We start from the raw sequence: 22,688 nt of genomic DNA on the forward strand, positions 1-22,688 counted from the left end.
TTAGCTTCCTCCCTTAAATGTCGATAAATTTGGTCTTAAATTACGTAAATCCTGTAAACGGTCTATGGCAATATGACCGTTTGAGTGGATATAAGCACATTCCATTTCAGGTCTTTCCGCTAGAATTGTCACCTCATTGGTCATCAATTCCATTAAATCAGCAATCATAAGATGTGTAGCTTCTAACCATGAAGCAGCAATTACACATTCACGATTTCCATCTACACCGGCATGTGCAATCCCCTTCAAACGACCCATAACATAAATACTGCCTCCAGCAATCACCTTGCCATTGGGATTTACATCACCAATAACAATGAGATCGCCTTCAGCTTTTAATTCTTGTCCAGAACGTACAATACCTATGTAAGTTGCAGATTGATTTTTCAAAAGCTTTTGGTTACATTCTTCTATCGTAATAACATCACTTTTAATCTTTGAAACTTTTAGATGTTTGGATTGTTGCACGATATGAAGAATTTCCTTTAACTGCTCTTGACTACAATAGCGGTTACCTACTTGTATTGTTACTTCTGCTTGTCCTTCTAGACCATCTTCAGTGACTTTACGCTTTAATTCATCCAATAAATCAGAGTAAGCGCATTGATCATCTAGCTGTAGCACAAGTCCATCTTTTGTACCCTTAATTAAGACTAGTTGCTTAGTTGTCAAATGCTTCACCTCACGCTTCTCTGCTATAACGTTGATTGATTCGCTTTCTTTAAGAGACGAGCTTCTATCAAATACTTAAATGTCCACCCTAACATGATTAAATAGATAGAGTTTGCAATCATAGTTGGTATGAGTCGTTGATTTAAAAACTCGGTAAATGGAACTGAAGTAAAAGAAATCAATAAGAAAAATTGATGTAAAACTATCTCTAATAGCGCTACAAGCACCAATGAAAGGATTGTTGTTATAGCTAGATGTTGATGGATATATTTTACTGTAGAACCTGCAATAAAACAAATAAATGGGTACAAGAATGTATATAATCCAATAATATCAATATAGAAAATATCATACAATACCCCAAATATTAATCCATACCACATCGCGCGTTTGCGATCGTAATAAATAGACAAGAAGATTAAGTACAAGATTAGAAATCTAGGTACTAAGTAATATAGATGACCATGCCATTCGATTGGCGAATAAAGGGAAAACTCTGTTTCCACAAAAAACAGTATAACAGCAACAAAAGGAATTAAAAATCTCGCCATTAGTTCCCCGCTCCTGTGCCTGTAGTGATTGTATTATTGGTATTATTACCATCAGAACCATCAACCGAGATGGATTGACGTTTAGCAATAACAACATGATCTAACATAGAGAAATCAGCTGCAGGTTTTACATATGCTAGTTTTGTTAAACCATAGTCATCTGTAGAAACTTTCGTAACTTCACCGATTAGTATACCTTTAGGGAATATGCCGCCTAAACCAGAAGTTGTAACTTTATCGCCTTTTTTAACGGGTAAACTTGAGTCGATTCGTTTTAGAAGCAACTCACCACGTTTTGCATCAAAACCTTCGATCAAGCCAAATGCTTCTGATTTCTTTGTCGCAACTACCGCAGATACTCTGTAATTTGTATTATTAGTTGATAATAATTCAACTTGAGAAGTATAAGGCGTCGTTTGCACAATTTTACCAACTAAACCTTTAGAAGTTAGAACAGCCATATTGACTTTCACACCGCTTATAGAACCCTGATTCAAAATGAGTTTTTCTTCCCATTGGTCAGGGTTACGTGCGATAACATTTGCTTGAATTGGATTAAAATTACGTAAATCATCTTTTTTACCAACTAAATCTTTTAACTTGTCATTTTCAACTTTCAATTCATTGACTTTAGCTTGTAACGTTCCAAATTCTTCCAAGCGCGATTTTAAACGTTTGTTTTCATCATAGGTGTTAATTAGTGAGTCTATATTGCTGATGAATCCTGTAAAATAGCTTGCCGGTTTAGCAACGATTGATTGTCCAAAGCCGACAGTGTCTTTAATTATTTGTTCAGGAAGTGATGCGTTTTGACGATCGCGTAAGGAAAAGCTAATCAATGCCACTAAGAAGATTACGCCGACAAGCAGCAATATCAATCGCTTATTCGAAAAAAACTGTGGCATTGTCTAATCCCCCTTATTTTGTTTGATGACGACGTATTAAATCGATGTGGTCTAGAGCCATCCCAGTACCAATAGCAACACAATCTAATGGGTTTTCTGCGATAAATACAGGCATATTTGTTTCGTCACTAATTACTTTGTCCAAGTTTTTAAGTAAAGCACCACCGCCAGTTAATACAATACCGCGTTCCATTACGTCAGCAGATAATTCTGGAGGAGTTTGTTCTAATGTTTTTTTCACGCCATCGATAATCGCTGAAATTGATTCTTTCAATGCATCTACGATTTCAACAGATGAAATTTCAATTGTTTTTGGAAGTCCTGTCACTAAATCACGACCGCGAATTTCCATTTTTTCCACTTCACCATCAGTGCTTGCTGAACCAATTTCGATTTTAATAGTTTCAGATGTACGTTCACCGATTGTTAAGTTGTAAGTTTTACGAATATAAGCAATAATTGCTGAATCCATTGCATCTCCACCGACGCGTACAGATTCACTAGTTACGATACCACCTAATGAAATAACAGCAACCTCAGATGTACCGCCACCTATATCAACTACCATACTACCTGTTGGTTCCCAAACTGGTAGATTTGCACCGATTGCCGCTGCAAATGGTTCTTCAATTGTATATGCTTCTTTTGCACCTGCTTGACGAGAAGCATCAATAACGGCACGTTGTTCTACTGATGTAATACCATAAGGTACACAAATCATTACATTTGGTTTTTTCCAGTTACCACCAGAAGCCTTCATAGCTTCTTCCATATAATATTTAATCATTGCAGTTGTAATATCGAAATCTGCAATAACACCATCTTTCATCGGGCGGATCGCCACGATTGAGCCTGGTGTACGACCAATCATTTTTTTAGCATCGTTACCTACTGCAACGATTTCACCAGAGTGTGTATTTTTCGCAACTACAGAAGGTTCTCTGAGTACGATTCCTTTACCTTTCAAAAATACCAATGTATTTGCTGTGCCGAGGTCAATCCCGACATCTTTTCCACCTAATCCAAACACTATTTTGTTCTTCCTTTCTCTTTTAGCCATAACTTTCGTAGCTGTCATAAAATCATAAGTTTCATTATAACGGAAAAGAGTAAAAAATTACAGTACTACATATACCCTTTCTCTTTTAAACTTATAAATTGATGATCTCCGATAATGACATGGTCTAATAGCTCTATTCCAATGATTAAACCTGCTTCTTGAAGACGCTTAGTCACGTCGATATCTTCAGGACTTGGAGAAGGATTTCCAGATGGATGATTATGGGCACAAATAATCGAGGCGGCTGATCGTTTTACAGCTTCACGAAAAATTTCACGGGGATGTACAATTGAAGCATTTAAACTCCCAATAAAAATCGTTTGCTGATGGATAATTTGGTTTTTGACATTTAAGAAAAGCGTCACAAAGTTTTCTTGCAATAAGGAAGACATATCTGGCATTAAAAACGTCGCGGCATCTTGTGGTGAACGAATTGTGAAACGTTCATCTGCCCTTTTTTTGTGTAAACGTCTTCCTAATTCAATAGACGCCAACAGCTGGATGGCCTTTGCTTCACCAATACCTTTAATATCCATAATTTCTTCGATTGTTGCATTCTTTAATTCGTGAAGCTGTTCAAAATGGGTTAATACACGATTTGCTACATGAAGAACAGATTCTTGCTTCGTGCCCGTCCGGAGTAATATCGCGATCAACTCTTGATTTGATAAACTATCTGCGCCTTGTCGCTTGAGTCTTTCTCTAGGTCTGTCATCTTGATGCACATCACGAATCATGAGTGGTGCTTCAACATTAGTTACCATGTACTTGTTCCCCCTTTTCAACAGCAATAATTTTCTTATCCGTCAAAAAAGTTCTAAGTACATCTAAAGGAAGTCCTGCGACATTATATTTGCTTCCATCAATCTTCTTCACTAAATTTTGTCCAACTCCCATTATATTATAACCAACATCTTGCTCAAAAGGTTCCCCTGTTTCGACATATTGAGCAATTATTTTTTCTGATAAACGATGTATCGTCACATCCGACTGAACAACAAAAGATGAAAGCTGGTCATCATAGCGAATTCCTACTGCTGTTGTCACTTTATGTTTGTTATTTGATAATCTCTTAAAATAAGATATTGCTTCATTTCTAGTACGTGGTAAACGTATAATCTCCCCATTTAAACTTACAACACGTTTAACATTCATATAGCATAATGATGCATGTGGTTTTTGCATACGTAATAGTTTTACAACTACGGAACTATTGGCAAATTCAAAGGGATTAGTAGGCAATGCATAATCCATTGGCACATCTTGGTGGATGACTGAAAAAGGTAGTTGTAGTTTCCCAAATAACTCTTCACAATTCCCTTGTGGATTAAGTAAAATAATGTCTTTGTTTGATCGTATTGACATTCCATCATACCTCCTTTTTAGCCATCATAATAGAAAAGTAAAATTTAGGGAAATCACCAAAAATAAACGAAATTCTGTTTTACATCTATTTTAACGATCAAAATTTAATTTCTAAGCAATCATTTTGCGAGACATAATGCGCTAAAAGTTGTAATTTTACCACCTCTAAATTATTGGAAACCTTTGTCATTGCAGTAACTTTCCCCTTCCAATCAGCTGGAGTGGCTTTTCCTTTAGTAGAATCGCTAAAATTTAATTTTGCGACTTTGCCAACTTCCAGTAATTGTGGTATATTTTTTAGTCCCTTTTCTTCACAAGCTGCTCCAGATAACGTAAATGGCTTTACAAAGGCATCTTTGCTCACGGTGGACTTGATCTTCTTTTCATTATTTCCTACTGCGCTCCATAAATAGAATTGCTTTCCGACTGGCACAATCGCAACATTTTCATATTCAGGATGACCAGCTAGAAAATCCGATGCTGCTTGTGACGATGTATAGACACCGTATTGAATTGCATAGAATTTTACTGGTTTACTTGTTTCTTTTGTACTTTGTGACGTACTGGAAGATAATGTTTGTTCATCAGGTTGCGCTGATCTCTTTTCAACTGTCTGCAAGATAAAGAAAAATAGCAGCACCCCCGCAGCACCTATCAATACGCCATGAATAACTGCCGCTAGCATAAAATGTGTTTGTTCCTGTTTTTTTCTACTATTAAATTTCATGACATCACCCCTATTCAATACCCTAGCAGAATAGACATAAAAAAAGACAAGACTGATGTCGTCTTGTCCTAAAAAGTTTTCTATTTAAAATAACAAATTAGTATACCATTCGAGTATCTCTTGCCCATAAAAATACGTCAACACGCTTCCCACAGCAATCCATGGTCCAAATGGGATTGGTTGCTTACGTCCCCTTTTTTGCCATATAAGTTGTACTACACCTGCTACAAGTCCGATTACTGCAGACACAAACAAAGCCACGATGGTCAACTTAAAACCCAGTACAAGACCAATGACGAAAAATAACTTAATATCTCCACCACCCATACCACCTTTCGACACAAAGGCAATAACAAACAAAATACCAAATCCAACAAACGCCCCAACAATCGCATCCCACCAAGGATCTAGTGAAGAAAAAACACGACATATACTAAGCACAACCGCAAATGGCAATAGCACTTTATCAGGAATAAGCATATATACAATATCTGAAACAGTAATAATCACTAGCAGTGAGATAAATAGTAATGCAACTGCTAATTCTGGAGTAAATCCAAAATGAAGATATGCTAAAGTAAATAAAATTCCCGTTAATAGTTCCATTAACGGATGGAAGAATCCGATTTTCTCACCGCATGTACGACACTTCCCTCCTAAGAAAACATAGGATAGGACAGGTACTAAATCGATTGTCGTCAATCTTCTTTTACATCCACCACAATGTGAAGGTGGCGAAACAATTGATTCACCCTTTGGCACACGTACTCCAACCACATTAAAAAAAGAACCAAATACTAAACCAACTATCATAAAAAACACTGCATAGACAATTTCCATCTTTTATCCCTCTTTACCCCGCTTTAACGGGCAGTATACCCCACCTTAAGGCTAAGCTTGGGTTAACTGCCCATAAAAGCCCGATTGGTTAAACTAACAATCAGTAGAAAAGCACCACTGATTGAAGTTCCACTTTACTTATTGTTTTGATCATCCAATTGACCGACATAATAGAAGGTTGTAAGTTGAATTGTCGCTTGCAATTGATCTTCTTTGGTATCTGTAGATGAACCTGTAACTTCTGTATTTGGGGTTGCATAAGAAACAGAGTCAATACGCACAATTCGAGGTAAAGTCTCAATTCCCTTTAAAAATTCTTTGATTTCTTTTTTATCTGTTGCTGAAACAGATAAGTTCATTGTTAAAAGTTTCAATGAATCTGGCAAACTACTAGACGCAATAGGTGACACAGGTACTGCATTTTTTTCACTATCTTGATTAGCAGTTTGTTGTTCTTTCGTAGTTGTATTATTTTGATTTGTATTTTGACCTTGTGTTTGTGGTGCATCTTTTGATGATGTAGCTTCCGCTGTTTGATTGTTTGCAACATTCTCATTTGACGTTCCGGCATTTTGCTCATCCGTATTAATCGTTTCTTTCACAGCTGCGTCATAGTTATTAAAAGCAATATCCAATACTTCTGTATTGCTAACCGATTCTAATTGTTCAATCGAATTTATCAAACTACTTAGTTCTCTTTTTGTAGGAACTTCCGTCGTTAATTCAGCAGTACTTTTTTTCTTAGCTTCTTGATTTGACTTTATAGTTTCTAATTGTTTTTCTAACACCTTCGATTGTGACTTCAAATCTGAAATTTGATATTGCAACGAATCTCGTTCTTGCATTTTCGGATAAACGACATAATAAAAGACCGCAAATCCTATTACAAATACAAATGCAGCGATTAAGAGAGACGTCACTTTTTTGTTCGAACCGAATGACTTCATGGACGTTCACCCTCTGCCAATAGATTTGCTTGATTGATCTTTAGTTGAATTATAGCAGTATAACGAGGGACAAGCTGATCACTCGCTGTAGCATCTTGGTACTCTTTTTTATCTGGTTCAAATGATGTCACAGAAGCGACTTGTACATCTGTATACAGTTTATCTGTCATTAAGTTTTGAACATACGAAGATATGCCATGTAATGTTTCAAAATCAGCCGTCATGGTTACACCTGATTCATTATATGTAATATTCGTCAGTTTTTCATACGATTCAAGATGGCTCTCAATACTATCAACAATCGGTGTCACTGGATAGGATACGGATTCTACAAATTTCACTGATTGATCGAAAGAGCCTTGAGATTCGTTTTGGAAATTGGCAATCTGTTTATTATAGTGATCTACTTTATTCGATAACGCTTGTTGCTGAGAATCTAGTGATTGAATATCACCTTTTATTGAAAAATAGTAAATACCAAATACGATGAACATCAAAGTAGCAATCAGAACAACCAGCCATAAGATTGGGCTGTTCGTTGCCCTTTTTTCCACCTTAGGTAAGAGGTTAATATCCGGAATCATACCTTTACGACCTCCTTCAAGGCTAAACTAACGAGACTCGCTTGCGATGCCTTAAAGTTCGGAAACTCCTCTGCCATTACTTGATCCGTAAAGATATGTACAGGTAAAGCAACTTGACTTCCAAGCATATCCGCAATATATAAAAGCTCTGGTGAATCCCCCATTACAACGATTTGGTCAACACCTTTTTCACCTTTGTTCAAGGAATAATGATAGAAATTGATAATACGTTCGATTTCAGATAATGGCTCCATTAATGCAGTTTGATATTCACTGATTTCATCATTATAAAAATAGTCAAAACCATCCTCTGTATAGCGCGATTGCCATTTACTACGTTCTGTCTCAATCGTTTGAAAACGCAAAAACTCCACTTCGCCTAATGAATAAATGACTAAAGATAGTTCATTAATCGACCAGTTGGCAATAAGTGTTGTCGTATTAACTAAATTCGGTATTACCTGGTCCACTAACCGAATCTGCGAAACGACTTTGATATCTGCGACAACAGGCGTTAGTCCAGCATCTGACAGCAACCCCACTACTTTTTGTACCTCATCCGCATTGGTCGCAAAGATCGTTGCCTTACCATCTCCTGGTTTAGCATCATAAATATCAATCAGCGGATTTTCAAAAGGTAGATGAATCGTCCGGCCTATCTCCATCTCCACATACTGTTTGATAGATGAGACATCCACTAATTCTTGCGGATGATCGATTGCTTTCATCATAACCGTGCTTTCAGGTACATAAAAGCTAACATTTTGACTTTTTATGCCCCATTTTTTTACGTGATCCTTTAACAGCTCAAAAAAAACTAATTCATCTTCAATCATTCCATCCACTACTACGCCTTCATCTAGTGGAATAGATTGCACCTTCGCCTGTGATAAATCATTGGAGTTGGACGTTAACACTTTCAATACAAAATCATTATATACAAGCACTACTTGTCGCTTTTTCTTCCCAAACAACATATGTATTCCTCCTACATGAAAGCTTTAATACTTCGGTGGAGAAAGCCTTGGTGCATGCGAATGCATGGTGTTTGCCTTTCTTCAACGAAAGATTAAAGAGGGACAGCAGCTGGGAGCTGCTGTATTTTAATAATTATTTATTATTCCCCATAACGATCGCTAACTTATCATCAGTAATTGTTGTAGTTGCTGTAGTTCCTGTTACCCCCATAGCTTTATTAACAGCATCTATCATAGATTTCACCTTAATATTTGCTAGATCTGCATAAACTAATGAGTAACTTGATTTTGTTGTTCCACTTTTAGGTGTTACTGTAACTTTATCACCGGTGGCTAATTTGGCACCATCTACATAATCTTCTAATTCAGCATTGTCACAAATAATTGTTGTATTATCTGTTTCTGGCTTTCCACACGCCCCATCAGAAATAGCTATTTTAGCACCAGAAATTACTTGAGAAGCATCTGCTAAAATTGCTTTATCATGTGATTTATTGATAATATTCCCAATCGCAGGAATAGCAATCAAAGCAATAATCGCAATAATTACGATAACCGCTAAAAGTTCAATCAAAGTCATACCTTTTTGGTTTTTCATGAGTTTTTTCATTTTCGTTTTCATGTTACTTCCTCCTTTTTCATATGTAGTTTCTTCACCTAGGAAATTTCTCGAATTGTCGTTCATCATTTCCTTTTCACCTCCCTTCAACTGAACTCTGTTACATTTGTTCATATAAACTAAACATCGGCAACATAACTGCTGCCATGATGAAACCAACTACACCCGCCAATAGAATAATCATGATTGGCTCGATTAATGCTTTCAGTGAATCAACTGTGCGATCAACATCGTCTTCATAAAACTCTGCGATTTTCTCGAGCATATAGTCTAAAGAACCGGTTTGTTCTCCAATTGAAACCATTTGTGTTACTAATGGAGGGAATACCCAGCTTTGCTCTAACGGCTCTGCCAACGGGCTTCCTTTTTCCAATGAGAATTTTGATTTTTTAATTACTTCTTCAATTACCGGGTCACCAATAATTTTTTCAACTATAACTAATGCATTTAATATAGGAACTGAGCTACTAAATAATGTAGCTAATGTTCTAGTCATACGAGCAATAGCGGACTTCTGAAGAACCTTTCCAAAAATCGGCATTTTTAGTAAAATATAATGCGTATAATAGTTAAACTTCTTATTATTTTTATAAAAAAATATAAAGCCACCAACAATAGAGATCGTCACAAGCAAGAAAATCCACCAGAAGTTTTTTAAAGCATTACTAAAAGCTAATACAATTAAAGTGATTGTTGGCAAGTCCGCTCCAAAGCTTGCAAATGACTCTGTAAATCTAGGAACTAACCAAAGTAACATAAAGATTGAAACACAGACAATCAGTACAATTAACACAATTGGATACATCATCGTAGACTGGATTTTCTTCTTCAATTTAAATGACTTCTCATAACTAAACGCCATACGATCCAATGTATCATCCAAATTCCCTGTTGCTTCCCCTGCTTTCATCATATTGACAAATAAGACTGGGAAAATTTTCGGAAACTTTGCTGCAGCATCTGAAAAAGCAATCCCTGAACGTAAATCCTCTTCAACACCAATCAATGCTTTTTTCAAGCCTTTACTTGATGTTTGCTCAGATAAAATATGAGTGGCTTCAACAATCGATATCCCTGCGCGTATTAATGTTGCAAATTGGCGGCAATAGATAACAAAGTCTTCATTTTTCATGGGACTACCAATCGTCAAATCCTTATGCAAAATACTGTTGGATTCTTCTATTTGTCGTGGATTTATACCTTTATCACGAAGTTTTTTAACTGCTAATTGCTTAGAATTTGCTTCGATTGTGCCTTTTTCCATCGCCCCCTGCATTGTTCGGCCACTAAAACGATAAACCGTCATACAAATTCACCTGCATTCATATAAACTTTAGCCGTTTCGAAATCGATTAGTCTCTTTGCAAGTAACTGTTGAATCGAGCTATCAATCGTATGCATGCCAAGCGCGCGGTTTGTTTGCATAATATTCGTCAGCTGATGCACTTTGTCATTACGGATCAAGTTTGCAACAGAAGACGTGTGTACCAAAATTTCAGTAGCGGCAATTCGACCAGGCTTGTCTACTCGTTTAAATAGACGTTGCGAAATGATACCTTGCAATACATTTGCCAACTGAATACGAATTTGCCCTTGTTGATGTGATGGAAACACATCGATAATACGGTCAATCGTTGTAGGAGCGCTACTTGTATGCAATGTAGCCATGACTAAGTGACCTGTTTCAGCCGCAGTTATGGCTGTTGAAATCGTCTCTAAATCTCGCATTTCCCCTACTAGAATAATATCCGGGTCTTGTCGAAGTGCTGCTCGTAAACCGTTGGCAAAGCTTTTTGTATCTGATCCGACTTCACGTTGGTTGACAATCGATTGTTGATGCTTATGCAAATACTCGATTGGATCTTCAAGCGTAATAATATGTTTTGCTTGGTTTGTATTGATATAGTTAATCATGGCTGCCAGCGTTGTTGATTTACCAGAACCTGTGGGACCTGTTACTAAAATTAACCCTTGTGGTTTATTGCATAAATCCTTCAACACTTCTGGCATTCCTAATTGCTCAATCGTTGGTATTTCTGCAGTGATTTTACGAGCTGCTAGTGTGCAACTATTTCGTTGATGGTAAGCGTTCATGCGGAAACGACATCTTCCAGGCAATGAGTAGTTAAAGTCTACTTCCCCATTTGTTTCAAATTCTTTCATACGATGTGGTGGCAACACTTCTCGAAGCATCTGCTCTAAATCTTTAGGGGTCAAAATTTCTTCTCCATGTTGAAGCAATTGCCCATTAATTCGATAGTATGGAGGTACCCCTACCGTTGCATGTAAATCGGAAGCATCCTTTTCATCCGCATAAGTTAGTAATTCTACGATTGACTTTGTCATTTCCTCACATCCTAATCTTCAGTTGCCACACGTAATATTTCTTCTGTTGTAGTAAGGCCATCTGCTACTTTTAATAATCCATCTTCAAGTAATGTTCTGTAGCCATGCTTGTACATATGTTTTTTTATATCTGATAAGCTTGCCTTGTTAAGAATTAATTCTTTCACCCGTTCATCGACTACTAATATTTCGTGAATAGCTAACCTTCCTCTATAACCTGTGTTACTACATGACGGACAACCTTTTCCTCGTTTGACATGAGAAATTTCAATCGTATGCTTTGAAAAGATTTCTAACTCCTGACCAGATAAATCATGATATTCTCCACAATCTCGGCAAACACGACGGACAAGACGTTGTGCGACTACTCCAACTACTGAAGAAGAAAGTAGAAATGGTTCAATTCCCATATCGAATAGACGAGAAATGGATTCTGCCGCACTATTCGTATGTAAAGTACTAAGAACTAAGTGCCCCGTTAATGATGCACGTGTTGCAATTTGCGCCGTTTCTAAATCTCGTATTTCCCCAATCATGATAATATCAGGGTCTTGCCGCAAAATAGAACGCAATCCAGTTGCAAACGTTAAACCAATCTCTTCACGTACTTGAATCTGATTAACGCCATCCAATTGATATTCAACCGGATCTTCGACTGTAATAATATTGACTTCTTCATTATTCAAATAAGTTAAAGCTGTTGATAATGTTGAAGATTTACCTGAACCAGTTGGGCCTGTAATAAGTACAATTCCATTTGGTTTGCTAACCATCTCTTTAAAATGACTTAAATTATTCTCTGAGAACCCTAATTTATGAAGGTCTCCATGTGAATTATTTAAATCGAGTACACGCATGACCACTTTCTCACCATATACGGTAGGCAATGTAGATAAACGTATATCAACAGGATGAAGATTAATATTTGCTTTGATTCGACCATCCTGTGGTAAACGATTTTCAGTAATATTCAAGTTCCCCATGATTTTAATACGAGCAATAATCATATTTTGCATACTCTTTGGTAGCGAACGCTCAGTTTTTAAAACACCATCGATACGATAACGAATTCGAAGTTCTGTTTCTTGAGGGTCGAAGTGAATATCACTCGCTCTTTGAACAACCGCATTCGAAATAATTTGGTTAACCAGTTTCACAATGGGTGAATCATCATCCAACATTTCCGTTTCATCGTTTTTTTCTGCTGGCATTAAATCATTCAATGCCGCATCCATTGTTTCTTGTAAGTCATAATGCTTACTGATTGCGCGTCGCAAATCATCTTTTGTCGCAATACAAGTTTCTATTTGACACCCCGTTGCCATTCGAACTTCTTCAATAGCAAAATAATCCATTGGATCGGCCATCGCGATAAGTAATTTATTTTTTTCACGAGACAATGGCATTAGTAAGGCGCGTTTTGCTAATCCTTTCGGAAGTAAATGAACTAGATCTGGATCGATTACGAACTGGCTAATACTAATATGCGGAATGCCTAATTGAATTTCTAGCACTTCAATTAATTGTTGCTCTGTTAACAAATTTTCACGAATTAAAAAGTCACCTAGTTTTTCATCTTTCGTCTTATTTTCTAATGCAAATTCAAGCTGTTGCCCTGTTATGGCGCCTGCTTCGACTAGTAAATCACCAAGTCTTCTTCTTGTCGTAAGACTCATTACGGTCACCCTCTAATTCTTATTTAGTATCCTTAGGTGTGACAATATCCCCGGAGTTATTATAGTAACTCCCCTTTGGTACTGAACCACCATTTTTACTTTTTGTTGCTTCTTTGCTATTTGTTGAGCTAGATTTCGAGCTATTTGGATCAGTATTGGAATTCTCATCCTTACCATTATTTGAATCCTCAGTACTCACCGTTTCACCTGTATTAATAATGCCATCTGAATTTCCGCTTCCATCAGTAGATGAATTAGTAGTAGTTGCCGTTTGTTTTGATGATTTTTCTATAATCTCATTCTTTGGAGCATAATAGTTTTGACTGATTAATTGCGCCTTTGATTCACCATTTTCATCAGTAAACGTTCGATAGATTAATAGCTGTAAACCAGATTTTGCTTGTTGAACTGTTTTACTAGCGCCTTCAGCCAAATTATTAGAATAACGATAAATTGTACGTGGCATAACAGTTATTCGATTTTTTTCAGAAACGGTTACATCTGGATTTCCAGGTAAAGAATATAATTCGATTTTTAGTACATTAGATTTCACAGATGCAACAATTTTCGCAGGGACTGCGCTATGAGAGATAAATTGTAAATCTTTTTCCAGGAAAGGACTTACCGTCGCTTCATAACCTGGTTTCACAAAAGCCGGAATGTTGTCTGCTTGATGTCTTTCGGTAATTTCAAAGCTACTTTGCAAAACAGCGCTATATAACGCAGATGCCGCAATTGTCATCGCATCATCATTGCTACCAGCTTTTGTTGCAATATCATTGAAAGAGAATGGCGTTTCTGGTTCAATCATTACACCGTCTAATTCCTTAGCAATCGCTGAGATATCCGATATTTGAGTATCTTTCAATGCAATAGACTGGAATGAAATACGTTCTGCATTTTTCATAGACAAATCGGTAACATTAACTTTTATAGGAGATTTTTTTAAATAGGATGCTGCTTCAAGTACTTGTGATTCAAGATCTTCCCCTTTTAGATTTGTTTCACTTTCAATTTTTTCTATTAATGAAGCATTTGCTTCCACGATTAACGCTTCATGAACGACTGGCTTCTTCTCCCAAAATGCATACCATGGTTTTTCTGTATCATTTTCATATTGTTTGATGGATGCATCGACATTAAATAGGAAATCATCACTATTTAGTAATACTTTTCGATCACCAACAGTTATGTAAATTTCGGCATTTTTCCATTCTGCAATTGCCACATCTATTTGTTTTTTCATGTCTTTTTCCGATAAATCTTCCACGTTGACAGATCCAATAGTCGAACCATTTGAAGCTGCATAAGCACTAACATTTACATATTTTAAAGATGAAAATAGAAATGCTGAAAATATTAAAATTATCGTTAGCCATTTTGAGATCGTCCTCATCCTCTTATTCACATCTCCAATCGAATCGATCATTCTGATATGTGTAAAATTAACTATCGAACTTATTATAAATAATATTATTTAAAAATGATATGACTTTTTACACTTTTTTTAATTTTTCATTAAAAATTACACAAAATTAACATGACATTTAACATAGTAATTGTATATAAAAGGATATATAATAAGTTAAAATGTATGTTAACCAGTAAAGTGTTGAATCATTTTTTATGCTACGCACAACTCTTTAAACCTAAAAAACATACATAATTACCCATAATTCATTCTATAAAATCCTATTCAAAATAGAATATTTCACCTTCGTATAGTTAATTTAGTTACGATGAACTATATTACTTATATGTCGTAAGTATCAAATATCTATTTATTGATAATAGATTAATTAAGAAGCTTAAGAGAAAGAAGGTTATTGAAATGACCTCAAAAAAAATTAAATCTTCTTTTAATGAAAAAGGTGCCACATTGGTTGAAGTTATTGCCTCCTTTGTAATATTGGTAATCTTACTAATATCGTTTTTTACATTATTTATACAAACAAAACAGACTACTAAAAGCTCAGCTCAGGTTGTAGATGCGACTTATCTCGCACAGACAGAGATGGAGGAAATCTATAAATACAGTAAAGATAATGGTCTGAATCGAAGCATCATAGAAAACGACTTAGGATATAAACCAGAAGATTCTACTGTAACTAACCCTAGAAGCTATACAAAATCATCTTCTAAGCCTCTTATAAATTTAAGAATAGCTGATAACAAAAATGTAGATGGCTCGATTAATAAAGATTTAATGAACGTTATTGTTGAGGTAAAGGAAGATACTGTTACAAAAGCTAAAATGGAAACTGTGGTGAAATGGAAGGTAGATTAATGTATAAAATACTAAAAAACCAAAGAGGAATGACATTAGTAGAAATACTTGCAGCAGTTTTACTCATGGGGTTAGTATCTGTACTTATACTAAATGTCTTAGTAGAAAGTACCAATCAATATAAGGAACAGCTGTCTAGAGACAAACAACTAAACGATGCTTCATATGTATTAAAAGTTATAACGAAAGATATGCGCAAATCTACTGCAAGTCAAATTAATCCAATAGCTGATGGAATCGAAATCAGTGGTAATAAATATCAATTAGATCAATCTGACTTTACGATAAAGAAAAATAATGAAACATTAATAAATAATATAGATACTTTTACAGTAACAAAGACTTTAAATGATAATGAATGGAATATTTATATTAAAGAGAAAAGTGATAATCGTAGCAAACAAACAGAAGCAAAAACAACTATTGTCTTGAGGAGTGGAGATAAATGAAAAAAAGGTTTAAAAAAATAAGAATGCCAGCAAATAATGAAAATGGATATACGCTCATTATTGTTATCATGGCACTTGTTGTTATCTCTGTACTTGGACTTGGTTTAATGGGAACTACTGCTTCGACTTTGAAACAATCAGATAGCGAACGGACTGACCAGTCTGCTTTCTATATCGCTGAATCTGGTGTTGTTCAAAAAAGAGAAGAGTTAAATAAAGTTGTAGAAAATGCTTACCACTTTACAAAAGATAATTTTGTAACAGATAAAAATAAATCATTTGAGGAAAATTTGAATAATTTTAAAAATATTTTCTTTGCAAATGTAAACACAGAAATTAATAGAAGGAAAAATAGTAAATATGTGAATTATGAGCAGCAATTAAATAGTGATCAAAAACCATATGCAGATGTAACAGTAGTAGAATCAAAAGTTACCTCAAATAGTTATGAAATAATCTCTACAGGTTGGATTAAACAAAAACATCGAACTGTTGCACAAATGTTTACTATTAATTTTAAAGATCCAGATCCTCCTAATAATTCAATTTCTGAATACGCTGTTCATGTGAAAAATGGAATTACAGTTAAGGGAAGTGCTAATATCTATCCTAAACCCATATCAGTTGCAACTGAATCAACTCCCTCAGCTGTTAATATACAAGACAAATTCTCAGATCAAGTTAATGCAAAAACAAACCAACCTTTTCCAAAAGAACCACTTTCAACTTTAAAAAACAATTTCAATAGTTTTAGTAATTTACCCATGTCCGACAATTCAACATATAAGTGTACTAATAATACTATTAATAAAATTTGTTTAAATACAGCCAATATTAAATTGAATAGTTTAAATAATGACGGGAATTTAATAATTGATACAGGTGATGATTCAGATAAACAAATTTTCCTTAACCAGTTGGACAATAAAGGAAATATCATTATTAACGGAGCGAAAAAACTTACTATATATGTAAAATCTTTAATTAACATCGGAACTATTAAATATAATAATAACACTAATTCTAATTTATCAATTTACTATAACGGGAATGAAAGTAACCCAGATAATTTAAAACTGACAGGTAACGAAAAAATATATGGTAAATTTTATGCGCCTAATACTAATATTAATCTAAGAGGTAATGGCAGTGTCTTTGGTTCAATAATTGCAAATTCATTTGATGCAAGAGGAAATTCTTCGGTATCCTTTACATTAGAAAATCAAAATATTAATGTAATAATTAATAATCTTAATCCAAAAGATAGTTTATCTATTGATTATCAACCAATACAAGAAATTGATAATTAACTTATACGAATTTACTTTTGCCAAAAAACGGGTAAAATTCAACCTAATTACATGTTTTTTGATATCTGATCAGATTCAATCTTTCCCTCTCCCAAAATTCAAAGAAAGAGTATATTTAGTTATACTCTTTCTTTCTAGTAACTTATTCATATTCAAAACCCAGCAACCCGATTTCTCCCCTGTTGCTTCGCTCCAATATACATCGCATGGTCTGCGTTTCGGAGTAATGTGGTTCCTTCGTCTGTGTCTTCGAATGCGGAGGATACACCTATACTTGCCGTTACACGAACGACTAGGTGATTGACATTTTCCATCAAGTCTGGTGATATTTCAAATGGTTGTGCTTCGATGGTTTGGCGTAAGTGTTCTGCGATATTAAGTGCTGCGTCTTTTGAATAGTTTGGTAGGAGAATGACAAATTCTTCTCCCCCATATCTTGCAAGTGTACCTTGTCCGCCAATTTCTCTTCGTAAAGTGTCTGCGATTCCACATAAAATATCATTTCCGCTTTGGTGACCGTAACTATCGTTTATTCTTTTAAAATAATCAATATCCAGCATAATTAATGATAGATTTGAAATATTTCGACTTTTCAAATCCTGCATCATCTTCGTTAGATATTCATCAAAATAGCGATAATTATATAATCCGGTTAGTCCACAGCGTTCACTGCTATGTCTAGTTTTTTCAACGTATCTTGCCTTCTCTAAAGAAACTGCAAAATAAGAGCATATGAGTTCAAGCATCTTCACTTGATATTCTTTAAAGAAATTTTTCTTCTTAGACGTTAATAATAGAACGCCTTCCATATACTGATTTCTTGATAGAGGTAAAACTAATACACTTTGCGAATCCGGCAGCAAATAATTGCTGGATGGTAAAAGCCATTCTGAACGTTTACTAAATATAACTTTTTCTTCTGTCAACAATGTATGTTTTAGTAAACTTTCACTTAGTTCTTTATGCGTTACATTTTTTAAAATTTCTTGACCATTTTCGTAAGCTCGCAATACAGATAAAGAACCTGTTTGTTTTCTTCGATCTATCATATAAAGCCCATCAATCTCAACCATTTTAGGAATTCGTTCCATAAACAAATCAAGTGTTTCTTCAGATTCCAACTGATCCGCTAATTGATGGCCAAAATGGGCAGCATCTGAAAGTTCTTTGTTAATCTTACTTGATATACTATAAAGCTGTAATAATTGCGTCATCATGTAAAATGGAATTCCTAATAACACAATTGAGATCACTCCTGCATACTCTCCCAATAAATATAAGCTAAGCCCCATTGGAAGTGCAAAACAACCAATCACATAATCCCATGCATCATCAATTGTAAATAATTGCAATTTATTTCCTAGTAATAATCCGCTTAGCTGTAAAAACACTTGATTTGCAATAATATTAACTACAGTATAAAGCAATCCATATTCAATAATATGCAAATGATCTAATGAATGAATATTGCCACCAAACTTTAAATAGATATAACCACTGAAGAACGAAATAAGAAAAAACATTATCGAATTCCAAGGAATTCGATACAAACTTTGGCGTGTCAGCTTTAATCGGTATAAAAATGGGATTATTGAAATTTGGAAAACAATAACTTCTATATATAATCCAAACTTTAAAAAAACCGCAAGACTTACCCATTGAAGAAGGAAAAATGGCGTACCATTTATGACTATTGGATAAGTAGATGTTAAGAGCCCTAAAACAGTGAATCCTATCAACAATGACCAATCGATATCCGTTGGAGGTGGAAATGCACGATAAACTGTATATATGCTAATTGGCATAAATACAATCCACGTGATAAAGATCATCATTTGAAACGCAAATGACTTTTTCATCCTAATTTCCCCCTACCCTTTAGATTTTATAATGTAAATTATACCAGACTGTTTTTCCATTTCAATACAAATATTTAGGTTATTTGAACCTTGTTAATAGTGTTTTCCTCCATTGTGCTAAAAGATAGAGTGAGCCAGTCATGACAACAATGCATGTGCCGTCTAGCTTTTCACTGATAATATGAACAATATTTTGTTTGGAAATCTGCTTATCACCACCATGACTTAAGTCACGTATTTTTTCTGCAGACATTGCTCTCTCATTATCAACATCAACAAATGTGAAACTTGTACTTACTTCTTCTAATAGTCTTAAAACTCCTGCTACATCCTTATCTTTTAACATTCCCATTACAAAGTGAATCTTTTGTCCTGGAAATTCTTCTTTAATCGTTTCTACAAGTGCTTTTGCGCTAGCAGGATTATGTGCCCCATCAACATATAGATTTGGTGCAAGTTTTTCAAATCGGCCAGCAAGATGTGCAGCATGAATCCCATTTTGAAGAAGCTCATTTTCTATTTGGATTCCTTGGTACTTGGCAAATAAGGTAAAGGCAGTAATCGCAAGGGCCATATTACTTCTTTGATGAATACCTGGCATGTTGCGTTGTAAATGAGTAAACTCGAAATTTTTGCTAATGTATTTTTCATACTCCTCTTCAGTTTCAATCGAAAAGTCTTTTCCAAAAACATAAAGTGGTGCATGCTGTTTTGCTGCTTCTTCTTCGAAAACAGCCAAGGCTTCATTTGGAAGAGCACCAATAACGATTGGTCTTTCTTTTTTGACAATACCTGCTTTATGGTAAGCAATTTCCGCTAATGTATCACCTAAAAAGTTTGTATGTTCTAATGAAATGCTCGGTACTACAGAGACAATCGGTGTCATTACATTTGTACAATCGAAGCGCCCCCCCATGCCACATTCAATAATGGCGATATCTGGAGAAAACCGACTAAAAGCAAGGTATGCCGCAACTGTTAGTAATTCGAAGTCTGTTAGTTTACCATCAAGACCTGCATCATTCATAATTTTGAAGATTGCATCCAATTCTTTTGGTTCGATGGGCTTTTCATTCAGTTGTATTTGATCATGGACATCCTCAATGCACGGAGACATAAAAGTGGCTGTTTTTAATCCATGAGATTTTGCAATATGTTGGATAAAGCTACTTGTTGAACCTTTTCCATTCGTTCCTGCTAAATGGATAACAGGTAAATTATTTTGTGGATTTCCAACCAATTCTAATGCTATGTGCATCGCATCTAATCCTGGTTTGATTGCTGGATCACTTGTAATATGCCAACGTTCTTTATATTCATCTAGTTTAGGGATCATTTCAACACTCCGTCCTATATATTCCTTCGTTTTCGTGCTAAACTTTTATATATTATTATAGCACTAGTATTAAGGGGATTTTATGATGAAAACTTGTTGGATTATTTACAATGGAAGTCTCGTAAACGATAAATTTCTAGACCAAGCAAGATTGATGGCAGAAGCTGCTCAACAACTACACGTTCAACCGACTATTTATAAAAACTATGAAATAATGATGAATCTAGACGAAGAGCTTCAAAACAAACCTGATTTCGTTATCTTTTTGGACAAAGATATTTTACTCGCTACTTATTTAAAAAATAGTGGTATCCCAGTTTTCAATGATCCAGAAGTCATCGAGACGTGTGACAATAAGGCGAAACAATACATACAGCTTTCAAAGGCTCACATACCAATGCCTATGACCATTATTGCACCAAAGGTGTATTCAAACTTCACAATTCGTGATAGTGGCTATTTTGAAAGAGTCTTACAAACATTAGGTCTTCCAATGATTATTAAAGAGGGACATGGATCTTTTGGAATGAAGGTCTATTTGATTAATACAGAAGAAGAATTCTTTGAAAAAGTGGATGAATTAAGAGGTGTCGATTTTGTTTTCCAACAATTTATCGATTCTAGTCGCGGCCGCGATATTCGTGTAAATATTATTGGCGATGATGTAGTAGCCTCTATGTATCGTCATTCTGAAACCGATTTTCGTGCAAATATTACAAATGGTGGCAAAGCAGAAAAAATTGTTTTAACAGATCACCAAAAAGAAGTTGCCATTCGAGCAGCAAAAGCTGTCGGTGCAGAATTCGCTGGTGTAGATTTATTATTCGGGCCAGATGAGGAACCCATCGTATGTGAAGTCAATGCTGCAGCACATATCAGAAATCTCTACAATATAACCGGGGTTAATGTAGGTGTTCAATTTATCGAATATATATTGAAGAAAATCGGGTGAGATGATGAAACACGCCTATCTTTTATACGAGCAACAAGATGCAGAGAAAAATGGTATTTTTATCGAACAAGTGATAGAAGCTGCGAAAAAGCATGATATCGAACTCTCATTAGTTATCACAGATGGAATCGACCTAAACTTTTTGGATACAACTTTTGGCGAGCCACTATTTGTCTGGAATCGTACGCGTAATGCCCAAATTGCTAAAAAGTTAGAACTTATAGGTATTAAAGTATTTAATAGTTCATTTGTGAATGCCTTAGCAAATGATAAAAAAAACACCTTGCAGTTTGCACAACTTCAAGGAATTCCTACTGTTCCAATTCTATTGGATCACCAGATTCAGCAATACCCTGTCATCATTAAAACAATTGATGGGCATGGTGGTAATGAAGTTGCACTATGCAAAAATGTAGATGAACTGACAGACCTTCAAGAGAAATGGCATAATCGCAAAACAATTATCCAGCCATATATCGAATCAAATGCAACAGATGTCAGAGTTTGGGTTCTAGGTTCAGAGATCATTGGCACTGTCAAACGAATAGGCGGACAAGATTTCCGCTCCAACTACACTTTAGGTGGAACAATTGAAAAATACGAATTAGATGCTGAGAAACGAGAACAGGTTAAGAGGCTGCAGAAAGCTTTAAAAAGCGATTATATCGGCATAGACTTTTTACTGTTACCCAGTGGTGATTGGATACTAAATGAAATTGAAGATCCGGTTGGGGCTAGATCCTATTACGAGTTATATGATGAGTTTTTACCGTCACTGATCATCGAATACTTTAATCAACAAAAAGAAAGGGCGTAATAAATCATTACACCCTTTCCTTTATTTTTCACAAGCAATATTGTCGTTATCACGATCTAAGTCATAGTTTTCATGTATTGCCTTTTTGTAAATACTAGATGATACCTTTGCAGAAGAATATCGATATATAATACCACCGTGACGTTGATGTACAGCGTTTTTAGTTTTAGCTGATTTCTTTACCCCATGTGGATATACATGGTTAAAAGCCTTACAGCTTGAGTAAATTCCTGTACCACGAGCATTTGCATCATGATTATCTACAAATGTCGTACCTAAAAATGTAGTTGCGGCAAGGGCTGTTGCGACGCATAATTTCAGTGTTCGTTTCAAATCAATTCCTCCTAAAAATACTCCATTATAATAATAGATTAAAATAAATAACTTAATATCAAAAACATCAAAACTC

Annotated in this window: 24 protein-coding genes; 5 read left to right on the plus strand and 19 right to left on the minus strand. The window is 35.3% G+C overall.

The window, feature by feature from the left end; genetic code table 11:
- The 16 genes from minC to Q8X41_RS06685 form a co-directional block, all read right to left on the minus strand.
- Complete coding sequence (gene minC / locus Q8X41_RS06610; RefSeq protein WP_397539462.1) at positions 1 to 672, minus strand: septum site-determining protein MinC; 672 nt, start codon at positions 670 to 672, stop codon at positions 1 to 3.
- A gap of 23 nt (positions 673 to 695) precedes the next feature.
- Complete coding sequence (gene mreD / locus Q8X41_RS06615) at positions 696 to 1,223, minus strand: rod shape-determining protein MreD (RefSeq protein WP_397539463.1); 528 nt, start codon at positions 1,221 to 1,223, stop codon at positions 696 to 698.
- Complete coding sequence (mreC, locus tag Q8X41_RS06620; RefSeq protein ID WP_397539464.1) at positions 1,223 to 2,128, minus strand: rod shape-determining protein MreC; 906 nt, start codon at positions 2,126 to 2,128, stop codon at positions 1,223 to 1,225. The genes mreD and mreC overlap by 1 nt, the downstream gene beginning before the upstream one ends.
- A 13-nt stretch (positions 2,129 to 2,141) precedes the next feature.
- On the minus strand, positions 2,142 to 3,158 hold the full coding sequence (locus tag Q8X41_RS06625) for a rod shape-determining protein (RefSeq protein ID WP_397539465.1): 1,017 nt from the start codon (positions 3,156 to 3,158) through the stop codon (positions 2,142 to 2,144).
- Between the two features lie 95 nt (positions 3,159 to 3,253).
- On the minus strand, positions 3,254 to 3,952 hold the full coding sequence (gene radC, locus Q8X41_RS06630; RefSeq protein WP_397539466.1) for a DNA repair protein RadC: 699 nt from the start codon (positions 3,950 to 3,952) through the stop codon (positions 3,254 to 3,256).
- Positions 3,942 to 4,553, minus strand: coding sequence for a Maf family protein (locus Q8X41_RS06635; protein ID WP_397539467.1), 612 nt, complete (start codon positions 4,551 to 4,553; stop codon positions 3,942 to 3,944). The genes radC and Q8X41_RS06635 overlap by 11 nt, the downstream gene beginning before the upstream one ends.
- Before the next feature lie 97 nt (positions 4,554 to 4,650).
- Entirely contained in the window at positions 4,651 to 5,280 is a 630-nt protein-coding gene (locus Q8X41_RS06640; protein WP_397539468.1) for a hypothetical protein, read from the minus strand.
- A gap of 84 nt (positions 5,281 to 5,364) precedes the next feature.
- Positions 5,365 to 6,120: a prepilin peptidase gene (locus Q8X41_RS06645; protein ID WP_397539469.1), complete on the minus strand. Its 756-nt coding sequence runs from the start codon at positions 6,118 to 6,120 to the stop codon at positions 5,365 to 5,367.
- 134 nt (positions 6,121 to 6,254) lie between these two features.
- Positions 6,255 to 7,067 (minus strand): hypothetical protein, encoded by an 813-nt coding sequence (locus Q8X41_RS06650; RefSeq protein ID WP_397539470.1) that lies wholly within the window; start codon positions 7,065 to 7,067, stop codon positions 6,255 to 6,257.
- Positions 7,064 to 7,651: a PilN domain-containing protein gene (locus tag Q8X41_RS06655; RefSeq protein WP_397539471.1), complete on the minus strand. Its 588-nt coding sequence runs from the start codon at positions 7,649 to 7,651 to the stop codon at positions 7,064 to 7,066. The genes Q8X41_RS06650 and Q8X41_RS06655 overlap by 4 nt, the downstream gene beginning before the upstream one ends.
- Complete coding sequence (pilM, locus tag Q8X41_RS06660; RefSeq protein ID WP_397539472.1) at positions 7,648 to 8,628, minus strand: type IV pilus biogenesis protein PilM; 981 nt, start codon at positions 8,626 to 8,628, stop codon at positions 7,648 to 7,650. The genes Q8X41_RS06655 and pilM overlap by 4 nt, the downstream gene beginning before the upstream one ends.
- Before the next feature lie 133 nt (positions 8,629 to 8,761).
- Positions 8,762 to 9,316, minus strand: coding sequence for a prepilin-type N-terminal cleavage/methylation domain-containing protein (locus tag Q8X41_RS06665; protein WP_397540211.1), 555 nt, complete (start codon positions 9,314 to 9,316; stop codon positions 8,762 to 8,764).
- Between the two features lie 31 nt (positions 9,317 to 9,347).
- On the minus strand, positions 9,348 to 10,553 hold the full coding sequence (locus Q8X41_RS06670; RefSeq protein WP_397539473.1) for a type II secretion system F family protein: 1,206 nt from the start codon (positions 10,551 to 10,553) through the stop codon (positions 9,348 to 9,350).
- Positions 10,550 to 11,593 carry a type IV pilus twitching motility protein PilT gene (locus Q8X41_RS06675; protein ID WP_397539474.1) on the minus strand — a complete coding sequence of 348 codons (1,044 nt, stop codon included), beginning with the start codon at positions 11,591 to 11,593 and terminating at the stop codon, positions 10,550 to 10,552. The genes Q8X41_RS06670 and Q8X41_RS06675 overlap by 4 nt, the downstream gene beginning before the upstream one ends.
- An 11-nt stretch (positions 11,594 to 11,604) precedes the next feature.
- Positions 11,605 to 13,269 carry a GspE/PulE family protein gene (locus Q8X41_RS06680; RefSeq protein WP_397539475.1) on the minus strand — a complete coding sequence of 555 codons (1,665 nt, stop codon included), beginning with the start codon at positions 13,267 to 13,269 and terminating at the stop codon, positions 11,605 to 11,607.
- A 19-nt stretch (positions 13,270 to 13,288) separates the two neighbouring features.
- Entirely contained in the window at positions 13,289 to 14,665 is a 1,377-nt protein-coding gene (locus tag Q8X41_RS06685; protein WP_397539476.1) for a VanW family protein, read from the minus strand.
- 435 nt (positions 14,666 to 15,100) lie between these two features.
- Here Q8X41_RS06685 and Q8X41_RS06690 point away from each other — a divergent pair, with 435 nt between their 5' ends.
- From Q8X41_RS06690 to Q8X41_RS06700, 3 genes are read left to right on the plus strand one after another with little or no spacing between them, the layout of a single operon-like run.
- Positions 15,101 to 15,556, plus strand: coding sequence for a hypothetical protein (locus Q8X41_RS06690; protein ID WP_397539477.1), 456 nt, complete (start codon positions 15,101 to 15,103; stop codon positions 15,554 to 15,556).
- Complete coding sequence (locus Q8X41_RS06695; protein WP_397539478.1) at positions 15,556 to 16,005, plus strand: type II secretion system protein J; 450 nt, start codon at positions 15,556 to 15,558, stop codon at positions 16,003 to 16,005. Before Q8X41_RS06690 ends, Q8X41_RS06695 begins: the two co-directional genes overlap by 1 nt.
- Positions 16,002 to 17,315, plus strand: a complete 1,314-nt coding sequence (locus Q8X41_RS06700) for a PilX N-terminal domain-containing pilus assembly protein (protein ID WP_397539479.1) — start codon at positions 16,002 to 16,004, stop codon at positions 17,313 to 17,315. Before Q8X41_RS06695 ends, Q8X41_RS06700 begins: the two co-directional genes overlap by 4 nt.
- Positions 17,316 to 17,467: 152 nt before the next feature.
- Here Q8X41_RS06700 and Q8X41_RS06705 read toward each other — a convergent pair whose 3' ends face one another.
- Both Q8X41_RS06705 and Q8X41_RS06710 read right to left on the minus strand, forming a co-directional pair.
- Entirely contained in the window at positions 17,468 to 19,174 is a 1,707-nt protein-coding gene (locus Q8X41_RS06705; protein WP_397539480.1) for a sensor domain-containing diguanylate cyclase, read from the minus strand.
- Between the two features lie 79 nt (positions 19,175 to 19,253).
- Positions 19,254 to 20,510, minus strand: a complete 1,257-nt coding sequence (locus tag Q8X41_RS06710) for a bifunctional folylpolyglutamate synthase/dihydrofolate synthase (RefSeq protein ID WP_397539481.1) — start codon at positions 20,508 to 20,510, stop codon at positions 19,254 to 19,256.
- 85 nt (positions 20,511 to 20,595) lie between these two features.
- On the opposite strand from Q8X41_RS06710, the gene Q8X41_RS06715 reads away from it, so the two are divergent.
- Positions 20,596 to 21,462 carry a RimK family alpha-L-glutamate ligase gene (locus tag Q8X41_RS06715; protein ID WP_397539482.1) on the plus strand — a complete coding sequence of 289 codons (867 nt, stop codon included), beginning with the start codon at positions 20,596 to 20,598 and terminating at the stop codon, positions 21,460 to 21,462.
- 1 nt (position 21,463) lies between these two features.
- Complete coding sequence (locus Q8X41_RS06720; protein ID WP_397539483.1) at positions 21,464 to 22,279, plus strand: RimK family alpha-L-glutamate ligase; 816 nt, start codon at positions 21,464 to 21,466, stop codon at positions 22,277 to 22,279.
- A 21-nt stretch (positions 22,280 to 22,300) separates the two neighbouring features.
- On the opposite strand, the gene Q8X41_RS06725 is transcribed toward Q8X41_RS06720, so the two are convergent.
- Positions 22,301 to 22,612 carry an excalibur calcium-binding domain-containing protein gene (locus tag Q8X41_RS06725; RefSeq protein WP_397539484.1) on the minus strand — a complete coding sequence of 104 codons (312 nt, stop codon included), beginning with the start codon at positions 22,610 to 22,612 and terminating at the stop codon, positions 22,301 to 22,303.
- Between the last annotated feature and the right edge of the window lie 76 nt (positions 22,613 to 22,688).

Source organism: Rummeliibacillus pycnus, assembly GCF_044359855.1.
GTDB classification, from domain to species: Bacteria; Bacillota; Bacilli; order Bacillales_A; family Planococcaceae; genus Rummeliibacillus; species Rummeliibacillus pycnus_A.

Excerpts from the sequence above, each read along its gene's own strand:
- Q8X41_RS06675 (WP_397539474.1), bottom strand. The coding sequence starts at position 11,593 with ATGACAAAGTCAATCGTAGAATTACTAACTTATGCGGATGAAAAGGAT.
- Q8X41_RS06715 (WP_397539482.1), top strand. The coding sequence starts at position 20,596 with ATGAAAACTTGTTGGATTATTTACAATGGAAGTCTCGTAAACGATAAA.
- Q8X41_RS06680 (WP_397539475.1), bottom strand. The coding sequence starts at position 13,269 with ATGAGTCTTACGACAAGAAGAAGACTTGGTGATTTACTAGTCGAAGCA.
- Q8X41_RS06650 (WP_397539470.1), bottom strand. The coding sequence starts at position 7,067 with ATGAAGTCATTCGGTTCGAACAAAAAAGTGACGTCTCTCTTAATCGCT.
- Q8X41_RS06645 (WP_397539469.1), bottom strand. The coding sequence starts at position 6,120 with ATGGAAATTGTCTATGCAGTGTTTTTTATGATAGTTGGTTTAGTATTT.
- Q8X41_RS06670 (WP_397539473.1), bottom strand. The coding sequence starts at position 10,553 with ATGACGGTTTATCGTTTTAGTGGCCGAACAATGCAGGGGGCGATGGAA.
- Q8X41_RS06690 (WP_397539477.1), top strand. The coding sequence starts at position 15,101 with ATGACCTCAAAAAAAATTAAATCTTCTTTTAATGAAAAAGGTGCCACA.
- Q8X41_RS06640 (WP_397539468.1), bottom strand. The coding sequence starts at position 5,280 with ATGAAATTTAATAGTAGAAAAAAACAGGAACAAACACATTTTATGCTA.
- Q8X41_RS06685 (WP_397539476.1), bottom strand. The coding sequence starts at position 14,665 with ATGAGGACGATCTCAAAATGGCTAACGATAATTTTAATATTTTCAGCA.
- Q8X41_RS06695 (WP_397539478.1), top strand. The coding sequence starts at position 15,556 with ATGTATAAAATACTAAAAAACCAAAGAGGAATGACATTAGTAGAAATA.
- Q8X41_RS06665 (WP_397540211.1), bottom strand. The coding sequence starts at position 9,316 with ATGATGAACGACAATTCGAGAAATTTCCTAGGTGAAGAAACTACATAT.
- Q8X41_RS06635 (WP_397539467.1), bottom strand. The coding sequence starts at position 4,553 with ATGTCAATACGATCAAACAAAGACATTATTTTACTTAATCCACAAGGG.
- pilM (WP_397539472.1), bottom strand. The coding sequence starts at position 8,628 with ATGTTGTTTGGGAAGAAAAAGCGACAAGTAGTGCTTGTATATAATGAT.
- mreC (WP_397539464.1), bottom strand. The coding sequence starts at position 2,128 with ATGCCACAGTTTTTTTCGAATAAGCGATTGATATTGCTGCTTGTCGGC.
- Q8X41_RS06700 (WP_397539479.1), top strand. The coding sequence starts at position 16,002 with ATGAAAAAAAGGTTTAAAAAAATAAGAATGCCAGCAAATAATGAAAAT.
- Q8X41_RS06705 (WP_397539480.1), bottom strand. The coding sequence starts at position 19,174 with ATGAAAAAGTCATTTGCGTTTCAAATGATGATCTTTATCACGTGGATT.
- Q8X41_RS06720 (WP_397539483.1), top strand. The coding sequence starts at position 21,464 with ATGATGAAACACGCCTATCTTTTATACGAGCAACAAGATGCAGAGAAA.
- Q8X41_RS06710 (WP_397539481.1), bottom strand. The coding sequence starts at position 20,510 with ATGATCCCTAAACTAGATGAATATAAAGAACGTTGGCATATTACAAGT.
- mreD (WP_397539463.1), bottom strand. The coding sequence starts at position 1,223 with ATGGCGAGATTTTTAATTCCTTTTGTTGCTGTTATACTGTTTTTTGTG.
- radC (WP_397539466.1), bottom strand. The coding sequence starts at position 3,952 with ATGGTAACTAATGTTGAAGCACCACTCATGATTCGTGATGTGCATCAA.
- Q8X41_RS06655 (WP_397539471.1), bottom strand. The coding sequence starts at position 7,651 with ATGATTCCGGATATTAACCTCTTACCTAAGGTGGAAAAAAGGGCAACG.